Origin of the sequence: Rhizobium favelukesii, assembly GCF_000577275.2 — a bacterium.
GTDB classification, from domain to species: Bacteria; Pseudomonadota; Alphaproteobacteria; order Rhizobiales; family Rhizobiaceae; genus Rhizobium; species Rhizobium favelukesii.
This window is the reverse complement of the sequence record NZ_HG916852.1, coordinates 2580091-2594507: the sequence shown is the minus strand read 5'-3', so window position 1 is coordinate 2594507 and position 14417 is coordinate 2580091. Positions and strand designations below refer to the sequence as shown.

Sequence of the window (14417 nt, the reverse complement as noted above, 5' to 3'; positions counted from 1 at the left end):
CGCCTGCAGTCAGACCTGTACGACACCCAGCATGACGGCCTGGGCAATGGCCTGAAAGCGGTTGTTGGCGCGGAATTTCACGATGATGCCGGATTCGAGATTTTGAGCATCGTCATTTGGAAGGTCGAGGGTGCGTGCAATGCGCTGCGTGGAAAGCCCTGCAGCCATCAGTGCCAGACACCGCAACTCCTGATCCGTGAGTGGCGATCCGCCTTGATTGTCGTTGAGCGTTTGATCGTCGGTTGCTTCGTGGTCGAGCAGCTCGTTCACCTGCTGCATCTGCCGATGCAATGTGGACATTTCCGCGCTGAGTTCGCGTTTGCGGGTCACCAGCGCGTCGCGAAACAAAGTCTCGGCAGCTTCCTGCGAACCGGCCTCGACGAGGTCGTTCATCAGGTCCTGTATCACAGCTACCGCCATACCCGCCTCGCGGCAGGCGTTGATGACGGCCATGCGCATGACATCGCCCGGCTCATAGACGCGCATCAGACCGATTCGGCTGGCGGAAATCAGTCCCTTTTCCTCATAGAAGTGCAGGGTACGATGCGTAACGCCGAAGGCATTGGCCATATCGGCGATCGGGACTCGTCCGCGGGGCAAATCGGCGGGGAGGGCCGCTAAAGGGAGGAAACGGTGCCGCGGTCGCGTTTGTGTCGCTAGGTCTGACGTGAACCCCTGCTTGTAACCTTCTTGCATGGTGTCCCTCCCATTGTGCTCATTGTGCGTCTGCAAATTGCAAAAGGGTGCGGCTGAGTGGGGTTCCCTCTTATCGTTTCTGTTCAGGCTCGAAGCAACTGGCGGTGTTCTCTTCGATATCGAGAGCTTACGTTACTCGTGATTGACGTATTTTGTTAGTATCAAAATTAGTGACCTTTAATTTGCAGGGAAAAGTTGCCCGGGCGATGACGATTCTCGTGAGGAATCAGCGTTGGAGAAACGCTTGATCGTTTAAAGCGCGAAGACCGAACCAGATGTACTTTCAGCGTCGCGCTGATGGGTGAAACACTCGCGTCATCACAGATTCACATGCATTCATGTACGAATCTCGTTGGCCCGTGCCGACTCATTGGCTTAGAAACGATCATCCTTCGCTTCATTGGAATCCTGCCATGCCGACCACGCTTTCCGTCAATCTCAATGCCGTCGCGATGCTGCGCAACCGCCGTGACCTGCCGTGGCCGAGTATCGAGGGGTTGGGGCGGATCGCGCTGCAATCCGGCGCGAGCGGATTGACCGTGCATCCGCGGCCCGACCAGCGGCACATTCGCTTCTCCGACCTGCCCGTCATCCGCAACCTGATCGATGATGAATTTCCGGACGCCGAGTTCAATATCGAAGGCTATCCGACCGATGAGTTTCTTGAACTCTGCGCCGGTGCGGCACCCGAGCAGGTAACACTGGTTCCGGACGATCCTTCGCAGGCAACCTCTGATCATGGCTGGGATTTCCGCAAACACCGGGACTTTCTGGTAGAGGTGATTGCGCGGCTGAAGAAGACGGGCACGCGCGTATCGCTGTTCGCCGATGGCGACGGGGACGCCGAGGCCCTCGCGATCGCCAAGGCGGTCGGCGCTGACCGGATCGAACTCTATACGGGTCCTTATGGCGGGTGCTTCGGGTCGCCCGAACGGGCAGGGCCGATCCTTGAGGCGCTTGGCAAGACAGCGGATGCGGCGCTAGCGATCGGCCTCGGCGTCAATGCGGGGCACGATCTGACGGTGGCGAACTTGCCGCCGCTCGTAAAGCGCATTCCGAACCTCGCCGAGGTATCCATCGGGCATGGGTTGACAGCCGATGCGCTTGAATTCGGCATGGCCGAAACGGTCCGGCGGTTCTGCCGGGCGTGCGGCCAGAAGATCTAAGACCGCGAATAGGCGAAAGCCCGCTCCGGTGGTGCGAAGCGGGCTTCCTTGACCGGTTCAAGCGATGAGGGCGGCCTTGTGCGCGACGAAGAAGTCCTTAAGCGTTTCAGGCTTCTTGCCGGTCAGCTTCTCATAATCGGCTGTCGCCAGATCAAAGTTGCCTGCGCGGATGTTGGCGTCGGCGGAGACCAGCATGTCTGCGACGAAATCGGGCAGACCTGCGCCGCGCATGCCCTGGCCAAGTTGCTCATCGGTGACTTTCATGGCCTTCAGCGGCTTTCCGACGGCATCAGCGATTGTTGCGGCGATCTGGTCAGCTGTCAGGGATTCAGCGCCGGTCAGTGTATAGGTTGCGCTTTCGTTTGTGCTTGAGGCAAGAGCTGCCGCGATCGCCCGCGCGCAGTCTTCGCGGGAGATGTTGGCAACCCTGCCTTCGCCACTGCCCGTGTACCAGCTTCCGGACTGGAGATTATGCGGCATGCCGTGGAGATAATTGTCCATGTACCAGGCATTGCGAATGATCGTGTAGGGAATACCCGTTGCCTTGATGGCATTCTCGGTGCCGAGGTGGTCCGGCGCGAAGGTCACCAGGGATTTGTCCGGCGAGGGCATCGACGTGTAGGCGATATGGATCACGCCCACTTTGGCCGCTGCATCCACCGCTGCCTTATGCTGCTTGAGCCTCTGACCGGGGACGGCAAGCGCGTCGGTGCTGATGATCAGCAGCCGATCGACGCCCTTGAAGGCAGCTTCGAGCGAGGCGGCGTCGTCGAAATCGGCCTTGCGGGCGATGACACCCTTGGCGGCAAGATCTGCGAGCTTGGCGGGATCGCGCGTTGCGGCGATGATGTTTGCCGCCGGAACTTTTTCGGTCTCGAGCAGATGATGGATGACCTTCTGGCCGAGTTGGCCGGCGGCGCCGGTGATGAGAATGGTCTCGCTCATGTCTTTCCTCTAGGTTCGTTGCAGTCTCAAAAAGAGAGTAGCTCTAGATTAGGAATTGACTGGCGTCTGTAAAGAAGGCAGTTTTTTCGCTCTACGTTACCAAAAGGGAACCAAGGATGAGCGGCGCCGTCGTCAACCTGAAGAACGAGGCACCCGGCATTCGTCGTGAAGTCGATCTCAGCAAGCTCGACTTCAGCAATTGCCCGGTCCGGGACATGATGCAGCAGATCGGCGGCAAATGGTCGACGCTGATGCTCGAGGCGTTGTCGCAGCGTCCATACCGATTCGGCGAGTTGCGGCGGATGATCCCTGACATCTCGCAGCGCATGCTGACGCAGACGCTAAGAGATCTGCAGCGTGACGGCTATATCGAGCGGGAGGTGTTTCCGACCAAGCCGCCGAGTGTCGAGTATCGCATGACCGATCTTGGCCGCTCGCTCTACGGCACCCTCGCACTGCTGCTGAACTGGGCGGAAGGAAACCATGATGCGGTTCGCGCCGCCCGGCTCAGGTTCGACTCAGCCAGCGTCTGAGACTGCCTGCTGACCGCGACCTTCCGTCAGGAAGAGAAGGAACGCGAAAGCCGGGAACGAGAAGCCGATCCAGGCAGTCATCGTCCAACCACCGGTGGCATAAGCCCAGCCGCCCACAGCCGATCCGATCGCTCCACCGGCAAAGAACGTCGCCATGTAGAGACCGTTCAGGCGGCTGCGATGCTCGGCGCTGATCGCGTAGATGGCACGCTGTCCGCAGACAAGATTGGTCGTGACGCCGAAATCGAGCAGGATCGCCGCCGCCGTCAGCAACAGCAGCGCCGTCGGCGAACCGTCCGTCGCGAAGTGGCTGATGAGAAAGGCCGACATTCCAAGCAGCATCGCCAGCGTTGAGGCAGCCTTGGTCAGGCCGCGGTCGGCCAGGCGTCCGGCGATCGGCGAAGCGATGGCACCGGCAGCACCCGCCAGCGCGAACAAGGCAATACCGTTCTGCGTTAGCCCGAATTCCGGGCCTGCCAGAAGCAGGGGCGTGGTGGTCCAGAACAGGCTGAAAGCAGCGAACATGCCGGCCTGATAAAGTGCGCGACGCTGGAGAACCCGCGAATGGAGGGCGAGGTCCGCCATAGAGGCGAGCAGCTTGCCATAGCTCAGCTGGGTGTGAGGAACACGCACTGGCAGGTTAGCCCTTAGGATGACGACGAGCGCGATCATCAAGGCAGCGGTGACGAAGTAGACCATGTGCCAGGACGTCGCCTCGGCAAGGAAGCTGGCGAAGGGGCGCGCCAGCATGATGCCACACAGCAGCCCGCTCATGACGTTGCCGACGACGCGGCCACGGCTTGCGTCCGGCGCCATGTGGGCGGCAAAGGGAACGAGCACCTGGACGGCGACCGAGGCGAGGCCGATGCACAACGAGGCCAGGAGAAACGTGGGTGGAGTCGACGATAGAGCCGCGCCGACGAGAGCGACGGCAGAGACGGCGATGAGGGTCAGCACAAGTCTGCGGTTTTCCAGCAGGTCGCCGAGGGGAACGATCAGCAGAAGGCCGAGACCATAGCCGATCTGCGTCAGGGTGACGATCAGGCCGGTTGCCGCCGGTGTGAAGCCGAGGGAGGCGCTGATCGGGCCTGCGAGCGGCTGGCCGTAGTAGAGATTGGCCGCGACGAGCCCGCACGCGGCAGCGAAAAGAAACGTCATCAACGGCGAGATCGTCTGTGGCGCGACGGTTTCCCGCGTGGTGGTCGAAAGGCTCATAATGGGCTCCGGTGGGGCTATCGGATGATTAAAAAAGGTTGCGTGCTGAGGCGGGTCGATCGCAACCCGATTCACACAAGAAGCTTCATTGCAGTCTCGGCGACAGCGGCCATGTCGTCCTCATTGCGCCCCGTCTTGCCGACGACGCGCATTCCATTGGTCATGCACAGAAGTGTCCGGGCAGTGGCGGCGACATCGATCTCGCGTGAGATCGAGCCGTCGCTTTGGCCGAGGTGGAGGAGGTCGGCGATCAGGTTTTCGTTGGCCGCGAAGGCGGCTGCGACACGTTCGGCAGCCTCTTCGTCGAAAAGCGCAAGGTCGTTCGCGCTGCCGACGACCAAGCAGCCCCGCCGCCCAGAGGTGCCGTGGGAGGAGAGGGCATAGTGGGTCAGGACCTGCCGAATCTTGTCGCGGCCGGTTTCGACTTTCGCCATGCGGGCATCCAGCAGGCCGCGACGCACCGTGCGATACCGGTCGAAGGCTGCGAGGAATATTCCGCGCTTGTCCTTGAACGCCTTGTAGACGCTGCCGGAGGCAAGGCCCATTGCCTCTGTGAGTTCGCTGATCGACGCAGCATGATAGCCGCGCTCGGAAAAAACCTGCAGCGCCTTGTCCAGTGCTGCATCGCGATCGAACTCGCGCGGTCTTCCGCGTGTGCGGGTGGTTCCAGTGAAGGTCGTCATGGTCATGGTGACTTAATTAGGAAACGATCGTTTCCAAATCAAGTGAAACTTTTGCGACGCAGCAAATCAGAGATCAAGAATCCAGGTCTGACCGTTTTCCTCGGGCCCGAACATCCGGTGCCTCTCTTCAGACACAAGGCGAAAACCGGTCTTTAAGTAGATGCCGCGCGCAGCGTGCAGGATGTCGTTCGTCCATAGAGAGATTTGTCGATATTTCTTTGCCTTGGCAAAGCGAATGCACTCGTCCACCAGCATCTTGCCGAGCCCGAGGCCGCGAGCCGCCTTGTCCACGTAGAGCAGGCGAAGCTTCGCAACGCCGTCGCCACCATTGGTGACAAGGATCGAACCGATGTTGGTGCCGCCGCGTTCGGCAATCCAGCAATACTCCATCGACGGATCGAAATTCGTCAGGAACCTGCCGGCGACCTCTGCAACAAGGCCCTCGAAGCGCATGTCCCAGCCGTATTCCTCGGTATAGGCCTTGCCCTGGCTCTGGACGATCCAGCCGATATCTCCGGGCCGGTGGGCGCGGATGACCAATGGAGGGGGTGCGGCGTCCGGATCGAGTAGCGAGCGGATGGCTGTCATTGCCGTTACGACGCTTTGCGGCTCGCCCGCGGCGAGGTTGCCGAAGCGCTCCGCGATCTGAGCATTTGAGCGCCTGCCAAGTTCCTCGAACTGATCGTGTCCCTTGGTAGTGACCGTAATGATCTGACTGCGCAGATCGCTTGGATCGGCTTGTGTTTCGATCAGGCCGCCGGCTCGAAAGCGCTTGAGGATCCGACTGAGATAGGCGGGGTCGAGGTGCAGGTCGCCGGCAAGCGTGACCGCGCTTACACCTTGGCGAGAGCCGATCTCGAAGAGGACACGCGCGTCGCTGAGCGTGAACTCCGTATCGAGATAGGCCCGGTTCAAGACGCCGAGAAAGTTGGTGTAGAAGCGATTGAAGTCGCGGGCGACGTCGATCAAGCCAGAGTCGGACATGGACAAAACCTCCTGATACGAGATTTTGTCCTGCTTTTATTTGACTGAGTCAACTAATTTTGCACTCAGGCGGCGACGGTCTCTTCGACCACTTCGTCGGCAAGCGCGAACTCGACCGCCACCCGGGCATGGATCTCTGTCGTGTCGAAGCCGGGCAGGGGCAGGTCGTTCGGGTCGAGGATAAGGCAGATTTCCGTGCAGCCGAGAATGATGCTGTCGGCGCCCTTGGCCCGCTCGCGCTCGATGATCTGCAGGAGCTTATCACGCGAGCTCTCGAGCACCTTACCGGCGCAGAGCTCATTGAAGATGATGTCGTGGACAGCAGTTCGGTCGGCGGCCTCGGGAACTGCGATGTCGACGCCGAGCCTCTTCATGCGATCGGCATAGAAGCCATGCTCCATCGTGTATCGCGTGGCAAGCAGCAGCGGGCGCTTCCGTCCGGCGGCCTTCAGGGACTTGGCGGTCTCGTCGATGATGTGGATCAGCGGCACGGAGATTCGCGAGGCGACCTGATCGGCGATGAGATGCATGGTATTCGTGCAGATGAGCATGCAGCGCGCGCCGGCGATCTGCAGGTGCAGGGCCACGTCGCCGAGCCGGTTTGCGGCGGCGTCCCAGTCGCCCGCCTTCTGCATGGCGACGATCTCGTCGAAATTGACGGAGTGCATCAGGAGGTCGGCAGAGGCGAGCCCACCGAGGCGCTCGCGCACCATTTCGTTGATCAAGCGATAGTAGACCGCCGAGCTTTCAAAGCTCATCCCACCAATCAGTCCGATTGTCTGCATTGTTTTTATGCTCCCGTCTGGAATTTCCTGTTGCTGAAATCTTGCATCGATCCTCGCGCAAATGGTTTGCTTTGTTTGTTTTAAATTCTCGGCGTACGCTGTTTTTTTGCGTGGATATCGAATATTGTGCAAACGACAACCATGAAAGATAGGAAGGCCGATGCTGGATGACCGCGATCGACGAATCCTGGAATTCTTGCAGTCCGATGCAGGCATTTCGGTGACGGATCTTGCCGAACGTGTCGCGCTATCGGTCTCTGCCTGTTCTCGGCGCATCCAGCGGCTGGAGGAGAGCGGCCATATCGCGCGGCGAATCGTCGTGCTCGATCGCGAGAAGATGGGCGTGCCGACGACGGTGTTTGCGCTGATCAAGACCGCGCATCACACAGACGAGTGGATCGAAGCGTTTCGGCGGGCGATCAGCAGCATTCCCGAGATCGTCGAAGCGCATCGGCTCACCGGGAACCACGACTACATTCTGAAGATCGTGCTCCCACGCGTCGAGCACTACGATGTGATCTATAAGCAGATCGTTCGCAAGATCGAACTCTTCGACGTGTCCGCGTCCATCTCGATGGAATTGCTGAAAAGCGGGACATCGATTCCGGTTGCTTACGCAGATTGAGTTGTTTCCATTCTCTGAATTCGACCTCCGCGACAACCGCTGGACGCAGGCGAGCTATGCCCAAAGAGAGGTTGAAAGCCGCAGGCAATCGACGACATTTGCGGTAGCGCAATGGCACGGAAAGGCAAGGCATGAGCGAGCACCACGTTGTCGTTGTCGGTGGCGGTTTCGGCGGATTGCAGTTGGCAAACGATTTGAAGGGAGCGGGTGTCCGCATCACCCTTGTCGACCGTCGCAATCATCACCTGTTCCAACCGCTGCTTTACCAGGTGGCGACAACAATCCTCTCGACCTCGGATATCGCCTGGCCCATTCGCCACCTCTATAGCGACCGGCCGGACGTTACGACGGTGCTTGGCGAAGTCGTTGGTGTCGATACGGCCGGAAGGGAGGTTGCATTACGCGGCGGCATGACGCTGCGTTATGACAGCCTTGTTCTCGCGACGGGGGCAACGCACGCATACTTCGGGCGAGATGATTGGGAGCCGGTTGCACCAGGTCTGAAGACGCTGGAGGACGCAACGACAATCCGACGGCGGGTTTTGCTCGCATTCGAGCGGGCAGAGACCGAAACCGATCCCGCTATGCGTGACGCGCTTCTGACTTTCACGATAGTCGGTGCAGGGCCGACCGGTGTCGAGCTCGCCGGGATCATTGTCGAGCTTGCGCGCAATACCTTGCCGCGCGAATTCCGCAATATCGATACGCGCAAGACACGGGTCGTGCTCGTCGAGGCGGGGCCGCGCGTGCTTCCGACCTTTGCCGAAGAGCTTTCGGCCTATGCCGGCAAGGCGCTTGGAGAACTGGGTGTCGAACTGCATATCGGCGAGCGCGTCCTGGAGTGCACGTCAGCAGGCGTCGAGACAAGCCAAGGACTCATCGCAAGCCGCACGATCGTCTGGGCTGCGGGCATACAGGCCTCGCCCGCTGCCAAGTGGCTCGATGTGCCGGCAGATCGGGCGGGGCGCGTCATCGTCGAGAAGGATCTGACGGCGCCGGGGTTTCCGGATGTCTTTGTCGTCGGCGACACGGCCTCTGTCATTCAGGAGAGCGGCGCTCCGGTTCCGGGGATCGCGCCGGCCGCCAAGCAACAGGGTGCCTATGCAGCAAAGGTGATCCGCGCGCGCCTAGCGGCAAAACCGGCGCCCGCACCGTTTCGCTATAGACATCGGGGCAGTCTTGCGACGATCGGCCAGAGTGCCGCCATCATCGATTTCGGTCGCATCAAACTGAAAGGCCGGATCGCCTGGTGGATATGGGGCATCGCCCATATCTACTTCCTGATCGGAACGCGTTCGCGCTTTGCGGTGGCCTGGAGCTGGCTCTGGATCTACCTGAGCGGTCAGCACAGCGCGCGGCTCATCACTCAGAAGGAAACGATGCGCGACGACAATTGCACATAACAAGAAGGGCGGCTCCAGGCCGCCCTTTGCGTTTGTCAGGCAGCCAGCGAGGCGATGTCGATGACGAAGCGATAGCGAACATCGCTTTTCAGAACGCGTTCGTAGGCTTCGTTGACCTGCTGGATGTTGATCTTCTCGATCTCGGAGACGATGTTGTGCTTGCCGCAGAAATCCAGCATTTCCTGGGTTTCCTTGATCGAGCCTATCATCGAGCCGGAAATGCTCTTGCGGCCTGGGATCAGTGCGAAAGCATGAACCGGGATCGGGTTTTCCGGCGCACCGACGACGACGAAGGCGCCGTCGACCTTGACCAGACCAAGGTAGGCATTCCAGTCAACTTCAGCGCTGACCGTGCAGATCACCAGATCGAAGGCGCCGGCGAGCTTCTCGAAGGTTGCCGGATCGTTGGTGGCGTAATATTCCTTGGCGCCGAGCTTGAGGCCATCTTCCTTCTTGGAAAGGGTCTGGGACAGAACGGTGACGTCAGCGCCCATCGCGGCGCCGAGCTTGACGCCCATGTGGCCGAGCCCGCCCATGCCGACGATCGCGACCTTCTTGCCGGGGCCGGCATTCCAGTGACGCAGCGGCGAATAGAGCGTAATGCCGGCGCAAAGCAGTGGGGCCGAGGCATCGAGCGGAAGGTTGTCCGGGATCGACATCACGTAGCCTTCCTTGACGACGATCGAGTCGGAGTAGCCGCCCTGGGTGCGCGTCTTGCGGTCGGCTTCGAAGTCATTGTAGGTGCCGACGAGACCCGGCATATACTGTTCACGGTCAACGTCGCGGGTAGCGCAGCCGATGCAGCTGTCGACGAAGCAGCCGACGCCGACACGATCGCCGACCCTGAACTTCGTCACGGCCTCGCCGACCGCGGAGACGATACCGGCGATCTCATGACCCGGTACGATCGGATAGACGGCGTTCTTCCATTCGTTGCGGACGGTGTGGATGTCCGAATGGCAGATGCCGGCAAACTTGATGTCGATCACGACGTCATCGGGATTGGGCTCGCGGCGCTCGAAGGTGAAGGGTGTTAGCGGTTTCGACGCATCCGTCGCGGCATAGCCTTTTGCAATAGCCATCTGAAACTTCCTTTGATGTGAGCAATTGGACAGCCCGACTATGCCTCGGGACTACGAAGAGGCGTTAGAGCGATCCTGCAAGCTTCTTGCACGATCCTGCAAAATTCACGGGCAGAGCCATATAACGGACCGCGTCACGAATTTCAGGAGGTTCGCGAATCTTCTAAGCAATTCAGCTCTGTGGCTCGCCAATTTCTATTGCGTGCCCATCCGGATCGTAAAATCGGAAGACCCGCTGTCCCCACGCTTGCTTTTCTACTGCGTGGATCAATTCGACATGCGGCGCGATATTTTCAAACGCGGCATCAAGATCGCCGTGTTCGAAATACAGAAGCAAGTTTCTTCGCCCATAGGGTTCGGCAGCGTCATGCTTCTGGTCCCAGATCGTTTGTTCAAGTGATTGTCCTTCGTGGATTGCAAATCCACACTCGAAAAGGACGAAATTTCCGGCGTCCTCTATAATGTTCAGACCGAGCAGCTCGTTATAAAATTCCTTCGAGCGACTTATGTCGCGAACGAAAGGAATAGGATTGATAAAACGCATCATTTTCCTCTCGAGACGCTCAAAGTCGTTGCGCAAGATACCGGACCAAAGCGCGACGTCCGCATGATGTTTTGCAGCCTGGCAGAATAGGAAGTATCGCGAATGCTGCAACGGCCGATTTTGACGTCGAGCTGCCCCTAGCGATCCATTCCCGTCATGACGACTAATCTCCTTTGCTTCCGGAGACCGAATAGTGCGACTACGGGTTTGTAGGATGCTGCCGTGAAGCTTAGATAAAGTGAACCTGCTATCTCAGAACGAGTTCTACATGACCTTGCCGTTCAATCCTTATCAGGAAATCGCTTCCATTGCCGCGCGTCACGCGGACGGAGAGGGTGAGTTCCGCACCGCCATCGAGAGCCTGGGGATCAGCCGCCGACACACTCCGAGCGCGCCGTGCCATGGCAGCTACCGACCTTGCATCGCCCTCGTTATCCAAGGCGCCAAGAGCCTTCGCCTCGGCACCGATGTCATCAACTACGGCGCTGGCGACTATCTTCTGACATCGCTCGACCTGCCGGTGACATGGCGCGTCGTGGAGGCGAGCCCAGAGGTTCCACATTTCTGCCTGACACTCGCCGTCAACAGCGAGAAGGTTCTCGATCTTCTGAGCCGCACTGATCTCCCGCGCCCGACAGCACCCGTAGGCGGGCGCGGGATTGTCGTAAACATAGCGACAGCCGAACTCCTGGATGCGGCGGTGCGGCTCCTGCGTTTGCTCGATAGTCCAAAGGACATTGCGGCGATGGCACCGCTGATCGAGCAGGAGATCCTATATCGGGTCCTTACCGGTCCGGACGGTGGCCGGCTCATCAACATTGCGGTCGCCGACAGCCATGGCAACCGCATCGCCCGCGCCATTGCCTGGTTGCGGCAGAACTTTGCCCGGCCACTGCGCATCGAGGACCTCGCCGACCAGGTCAGCATGAGCGTGTCGTCCTTCCATCATCATTTCAAGTCGATTACTGCGATGACGCCAGTACAGTACCAGAAACAGCTGCGGCTGCATGAGGCGCGGCGCTTGATGCTGATCGAGAGGCTGGATGCCGGGACGGCAGGCCATCGCGTCGGCTACCAGAGCCCGTCGCAGTTCAGCCGGGAGTACAGCCGCGTCTATGGCCTGTCCCCACTGAGAGACGTCGAGGCCGCGCGCGAGCCCGTTGACGGTGCCTGACCAAGCAATTGCCGCGTCGGACCGGTCTTGACGACGGAAATCGACGGCTCGAAACGAGGCGGGAATTTTCGTAAGATGCCGCTTGACGCGCCCTAAGCTTTGCAGCATAAAGCCCGCGAACCGTACCGTACGGTACTAATCGGGAGTGAGACCGTGTCCGTCGATAATTTGGAGCCCAGCGAGTTTTCGCCGCGCCAAAACGCCGTTCTGGAGCAGGCGCTGCGGTTGCTCGTCGACGGCGGCGAGAAGGCGCTGACGACATCCGGCGTCGCGCGCGCGGCGAACTGCTCTAAGGAAAGCCTCTACAAGTGGTTCGGCGACCGCGACGGGCTGCTGTCGGCGATGATCGCCTACCAGGCGAGCAAGGTGCGCACGTTCGAGCGCAACGGCGAGCGACTGACGTCGGTGAGCCTGCACGATCACCTCGTCATCTTCTCATAGGATCTGCTGGAGGTTCTCGCCGGCGACGTTTCGCTGGCGCTGAACCGCCTCGCCATCGGCCAGTCGCATCGCGACGGCTCCAAGCTCGGCAAGTTGCTTCTGGAGCGGGGCCGCCGCCAGATCGATCGCCGCGCCATGGGGCTTATCGATTCCGGCAAGCGTGCCGGGCTGCTACGCTTTAATGATGCCGACGAGGCATATCACACGCTTTATGGCCTGATCGTTTCCGATCTGCATGTTCGCATGCTGCTCGGCGAGCCGGGTCTCAAGGATACCGCGCGTCAGGCGGAGAGGGCGGTTTGCGCCTTCCTGCGCCTTTACGGCACGGAGAAGGTTTTGGCGGAGATGCCGCTCGTCGGCTGATCCCCTCTTACAAGTCACAGGACCAGCAAAGGGAAGGAAAGAACAATGCGCGTCTATTACGATCGTGATGCCGATATCAACCTCATCAAGTCCAAGAACGTCGTCATCGTCGGCTACGGTTCGCAGGGCCGTGCGCACGCGCTGAACCTCAAGGACAGCGGTGCCGCCAACGTTGCGATCGCGCTCAAGGCCGGTTCGGCCACCATCAAGAAGGCAGAAGCCGACGGCTTCAAGGTCATGACCGTTGCCGACGCTGCCAAGTGGGGCGACCTCATCATGATGGCGACCCCGGACGAGTTGCAGGCCGACATCTACAAGGCCGACATCGCCAGCAACATCCGTGACGGTGCTGCAATCGCCTTTGCACACGGCCTCAACGTTCACTTCGGCCTGATCGAGCCGAAGGCTTCGCTCGATGTCGTCATGATCGCGCCGAAGGGCCCGGGCCACACGGTTCGCGGCGAATACCAGAAGGGCGGCGGCGTTCCCTGCCTCGTTGCCGTTCACCAGAACGCTTCCGGCAATGCACTTGAACTCGCTCTCTCCTACGCCTGCGGCGTTGGCGGCGGCCGTTCGGGCATCATCGAAACCAACTTCCGCGAAGAGTGCGAAACCGACCTCTTCGGCGAGCAGGTCGTTCTCTGCGGTGGTCTCGTCGAACTCATCCGCGCTGGCTTCGAAACACTGGTCGAAGCCGGTTACGCGCCGGAAATGGCCTATTTCGAGTGCCTGCACGAAGTGAAACTCATCGTCGACCTGATCTATGAAGGCGGTATCGCCAACATGAACTACTCGATCTCCAACACCGCTGAGTGGGGCGAATACGTCACCGGCCCGCGTATCATCACCGCTGAAACCAAGGCTGAAATGAAGCGCGTTCTGCACGACATCCAGACCGGCAAGTTCACGTCCGATTGGATGCAGGAATACCGGGCTGGCGGCTCGCGCTTCAAGGGTATTCGTCGCATGAACGATAGCCATCAGATCGAAGAAGTCGGCGCCAAGCTTCGCGGCATGATGCCGTGGATCGGCAAGAACAAGCTGGTCGACAAGAGCGTCAACTAAGCGGTTTCGAACTACTGCTTCAGCGGGCCGGGGCGAAAGCTCCGGCCTTTATTTTTGCGTCCGCACGGCGAGCCAGCGGGTTGGCTTGCCGTCGTAGCCGCTGCCGTCGCCTTCGGTGATGACGATGTTGTGCCAGCCGCCATTGCTCAGCATTTCCGAGAGCAATTCCGCCGACGGATAGTTGTAGTAGCGACCGAAGCCGTCGTGTCCTTCCGCTTCGCCTGCCTTGAACGTGGCGTGGAAGGTGCCACCAGGCCGCAGCGCCGTGCGGATCCGTTCCAGCACCTCGGGAAGTGCTGCTCGCGGGACATGCAACAGGCTGGCCTCGGCCCATACGCCGTCGAAGGCTTCTTCCTCGTCCAAATCCTCGAAGCGCACGACCTCGACGGGATGTCCGAGAAGGATCTCCGCCTGTTTCGCGACTGCCGGCGACCCGTCTGTCGGTGTCACATCGAAGCCTTTCGACAGCATGTAGGCGCTGTCTTGGCCGCCCCCGCACCCCAAATCAAGGATGGCTGCGCCCGGAGGCAGCAGCGACAAAAAGGCGTCCAGCCGTCGAATCGGCAAAAGACGCTGCCGCGAAGCGTAGGTGGCCGCGTTGTCGTTGTAGAATGAAGATGTACTCTCGTCCGCCATGATCGTTTGCCCGATGAGCCAAGACCGGAGTTACACGCGTAAAGCCGCCGCCTTTGAGGCAGGCCACATTCGCTCGA

The 14417-nt window shown here is 60.0% G+C and carries 15 protein-coding genes and 1 pseudogene; 7 read left to right on the top strand and 9 right to left on the bottom strand.

Going from position 1 to position 14417, the window contains the following annotated elements; genetic code table 11:
* Nucleotides 1-9: 9 nt before the first annotated feature.
* Nucleotides 10-696, bottom strand: a complete 687-nt coding sequence (locus tag LPU83_RS51465) for a MerR family transcriptional regulator (RefSeq protein ID WP_024313552.1) — start codon at nt 694-696, stop codon at nt 10-12.
* A 413-nt stretch (nt 697-1109) separates the two neighbouring features.
* Between LPU83_RS51465 and LPU83_RS51460 the strand changes: the two genes are divergently transcribed.
* Nucleotides 1110-1862 (top strand): pyridoxine 5'-phosphate synthase, encoded by a 753-nt coding sequence (locus LPU83_RS51460; RefSeq protein WP_024313551.1) that lies wholly within the window; start codon nt 1110-1112, stop codon nt 1860-1862.
* Between the two features lie 57 nt (nt 1863-1919).
* Here LPU83_RS51460 and LPU83_RS51455 read toward each other — a convergent pair whose 3' ends face one another.
* Entirely contained in the window at nt 1920-2807 is an 888-nt protein-coding gene (locus LPU83_RS51455) for an SDR family oxidoreductase (RefSeq protein WP_024313550.1), read from the bottom strand.
* A 116-nt stretch (nt 2808-2923) separates the two neighbouring features.
* Between LPU83_RS51455 and LPU83_RS51450 the strand changes: the two genes are divergently transcribed.
* Complete coding sequence (locus tag LPU83_RS51450; RefSeq protein WP_024313549.1) at nt 2924-3340, top strand: winged helix-turn-helix transcriptional regulator; 417 nt, start codon at nt 2924-2926, stop codon at nt 3338-3340.
* On the opposite strand, the gene LPU83_RS51445 is transcribed toward LPU83_RS51450, so the two are convergent.
* From LPU83_RS51445 to LPU83_RS51430, 4 genes are all read right to left on the bottom strand, one after another.
* A complete protein-coding gene (locus LPU83_RS51445) occupies nt 3326-4555 on the bottom strand; it encodes an MFS transporter (RefSeq protein ID WP_024313548.1) in 1230 nt (409 codons plus the stop codon). The two genes, LPU83_RS51450 and LPU83_RS51445, sit on opposite strands and share 15 nt — an antisense overlap.
* A 71-nt stretch (nt 4556-4626) precedes the next feature.
* Nucleotides 4627-5244 carry a TetR/AcrR family transcriptional regulator gene (locus tag LPU83_RS51440; protein WP_024313547.1) on the bottom strand — a complete coding sequence of 206 codons (618 nt, stop codon included), beginning with the start codon at nt 5242-5244 and terminating at the stop codon, nt 4627-4629.
* Nucleotides 5245-5304: 60 nt separating this feature from the next.
* On the bottom strand, nt 5305-6222 hold the full coding sequence (locus LPU83_RS51435) for a bifunctional helix-turn-helix transcriptional regulator/GNAT family N-acetyltransferase (RefSeq protein ID WP_024313546.1): 918 nt from the start codon (nt 6220-6222) through the stop codon (nt 5305-5307).
* 65 nt (nt 6223-6287) lie between these two features.
* The gene (locus LPU83_RS51430) at nt 6288-7007 is read right to left on the bottom strand and encodes an aspartate/glutamate racemase family protein (protein WP_024313545.1); all 720 of its coding nucleotides are present in this window, start codon (nt 7005-7007) and stop codon (nt 6288-6290) included.
* 160 nt (nt 7008-7167) lie between these two features.
* Here LPU83_RS51430 and LPU83_RS51425 point away from each other — a divergent pair, with 160 nt between their 5' ends.
* Together LPU83_RS51425 and LPU83_RS51420 are read left to right on the top strand one after the other, a co-directional pair.
* Nucleotides 7168-7632 carry an Lrp/AsnC family transcriptional regulator gene (locus LPU83_RS51425; protein WP_024313544.1) on the top strand — a complete coding sequence of 155 codons (465 nt, stop codon included), beginning with the start codon at nt 7168-7170 and terminating at the stop codon, nt 7630-7632.
* A 131-nt stretch (nt 7633-7763) separates the two neighbouring features.
* Complete coding sequence (locus tag LPU83_RS51420; protein WP_024313543.1) at nt 7764-9035, top strand: NAD(P)/FAD-dependent oxidoreductase; 1272 nt, start codon at nt 7764-7766, stop codon at nt 9033-9035.
* 35 nt (nt 9036-9070) lie between these two features.
* On the opposite strand, the gene LPU83_RS51415 is transcribed toward LPU83_RS51420, so the two are convergent.
* Both LPU83_RS51415 and LPU83_RS51410 read right to left on the bottom strand, forming a co-directional pair.
* A complete protein-coding gene (locus LPU83_RS51415; protein ID WP_024313542.1) occupies nt 9071-10117 on the bottom strand; it encodes an NAD(P)-dependent alcohol dehydrogenase in 1047 nt (348 codons plus the stop codon).
* Between the two features lie 172 nt (nt 10118-10289).
* On the bottom strand, nt 10290-10661 hold the full coding sequence (locus LPU83_RS51410) for a VOC family protein (RefSeq protein ID WP_029709916.1): 372 nt from the start codon (nt 10659-10661) through the stop codon (nt 10290-10292).
* A gap of 268 nt (nt 10662-10929) precedes the next feature.
* Here LPU83_RS51410 and LPU83_RS51405 point away from each other — a divergent pair, with 268 nt between their 5' ends.
* From LPU83_RS51405 to ilvC, 3 genes and pseudogenes are all read left to right on the top strand, one after another.
* Nucleotides 10930-11835, top strand: coding sequence for an AraC family transcriptional regulator (locus tag LPU83_RS51405; protein ID WP_024313541.1), 906 nt, complete (start codon nt 10930-10932; stop codon nt 11833-11835).
* 138 nt (nt 11836-11973) lie between these two features.
* A pseudogene (locus LPU83_RS51400) lies at nt 11974-12639 on the top strand (TetR/AcrR family transcriptional regulator).
* Nucleotides 12640-12684: 45 nt separating this feature from the next.
* Nucleotides 12685-13704 carry a ketol-acid reductoisomerase gene (gene ilvC / locus LPU83_RS51395; protein WP_024313539.1) on the top strand — a complete coding sequence of 340 codons (1020 nt, stop codon included), beginning with the start codon at nt 12685-12687 and terminating at the stop codon, nt 13702-13704.
* Between the two features lie 48 nt (nt 13705-13752).
* Here the strand turns inward: ilvC and LPU83_RS51390 are convergent, their stop codons facing one another.
* Complete coding sequence (locus LPU83_RS51390) at nt 13753-14340, bottom strand: class I SAM-dependent methyltransferase (protein WP_024313538.1); 588 nt, start codon at nt 14338-14340, stop codon at nt 13753-13755.
* Between the last annotated feature and the right edge of the window lie 77 nt (nt 14341-14417).

What these genes read in the sequence shown, in the direction of transcription:
- LPU83_RS51440 (WP_024313547.1), bottom strand. Translation starts at nt 5,244, where the DNA reads ATGACCATGACGACCTTCACTGGAACCACCCGCACACGCGGAAGACCG.
- LPU83_RS51405 (WP_024313541.1), top strand. Translation starts at nt 10,930, where the DNA reads ATGACCTTGCCGTTCAATCCTTATCAGGAAATCGCTTCCATTGCCGCG.
- LPU83_RS51390 (WP_024313538.1), bottom strand. Translation starts at nt 14,340, where the DNA reads ATGGCGGACGAGAGTACATCTTCATTCTACAACGACAACGCGGCCACC.
- LPU83_RS51465 (WP_024313552.1), bottom strand. Translation starts at nt 696, where the DNA reads ATGCAAGAAGGTTACAAGCAGGGGTTCACGTCAGACCTAGCGACACAA.
- LPU83_RS51430 (WP_024313545.1), bottom strand. Translation starts at nt 7,007, where the DNA reads ATGCAGACAATCGGACTGATTGGTGGGATGAGCTTTGAAAGCTCGGCG.
- LPU83_RS51450 (WP_024313549.1), top strand. Translation starts at nt 2,924, where the DNA reads ATGAGCGGCGCCGTCGTCAACCTGAAGAACGAGGCACCCGGCATTCGT.
- LPU83_RS51435 (WP_024313546.1), bottom strand. Translation starts at nt 6,222, where the DNA reads ATGTCCGACTCTGGCTTGATCGACGTCGCCCGCGACTTCAATCGCTTC.
- LPU83_RS51410 (WP_029709916.1), bottom strand. Translation starts at nt 10,661, where the DNA reads ATGCGTTTTATCAATCCTATTCCTTTCGTTCGCGACATAAGTCGCTCG.
- LPU83_RS51460 (WP_024313551.1), top strand. Translation starts at nt 1,110, where the DNA reads ATGCCGACCACGCTTTCCGTCAATCTCAATGCCGTCGCGATGCTGCGC.
- LPU83_RS51415 (WP_024313542.1), bottom strand. Translation starts at nt 10,117, where the DNA reads ATGGCTATTGCAAAAGGCTATGCCGCGACGGATGCGTCGAAACCGCTA.
- ilvC (WP_024313539.1), top strand. Translation starts at nt 12,685, where the DNA reads ATGCGCGTCTATTACGATCGTGATGCCGATATCAACCTCATCAAGTCC.
- LPU83_RS51425 (WP_024313544.1), top strand. Translation starts at nt 7,168, where the DNA reads ATGCTGGATGACCGCGATCGACGAATCCTGGAATTCTTGCAGTCCGAT.
- LPU83_RS51445 (WP_024313548.1), bottom strand. Translation starts at nt 4,555, where the DNA reads ATGAGCCTTTCGACCACCACGCGGGAAACCGTCGCGCCACAGACGATC.
- LPU83_RS51420 (WP_024313543.1), top strand. Translation starts at nt 7,764, where the DNA reads ATGAGCGAGCACCACGTTGTCGTTGTCGGTGGCGGTTTCGGCGGATTG.
- LPU83_RS51455 (WP_024313550.1), bottom strand. Translation starts at nt 2,807, where the DNA reads ATGAGCGAGACCATTCTCATCACCGGCGCCGCCGGCCAACTCGGCCAG.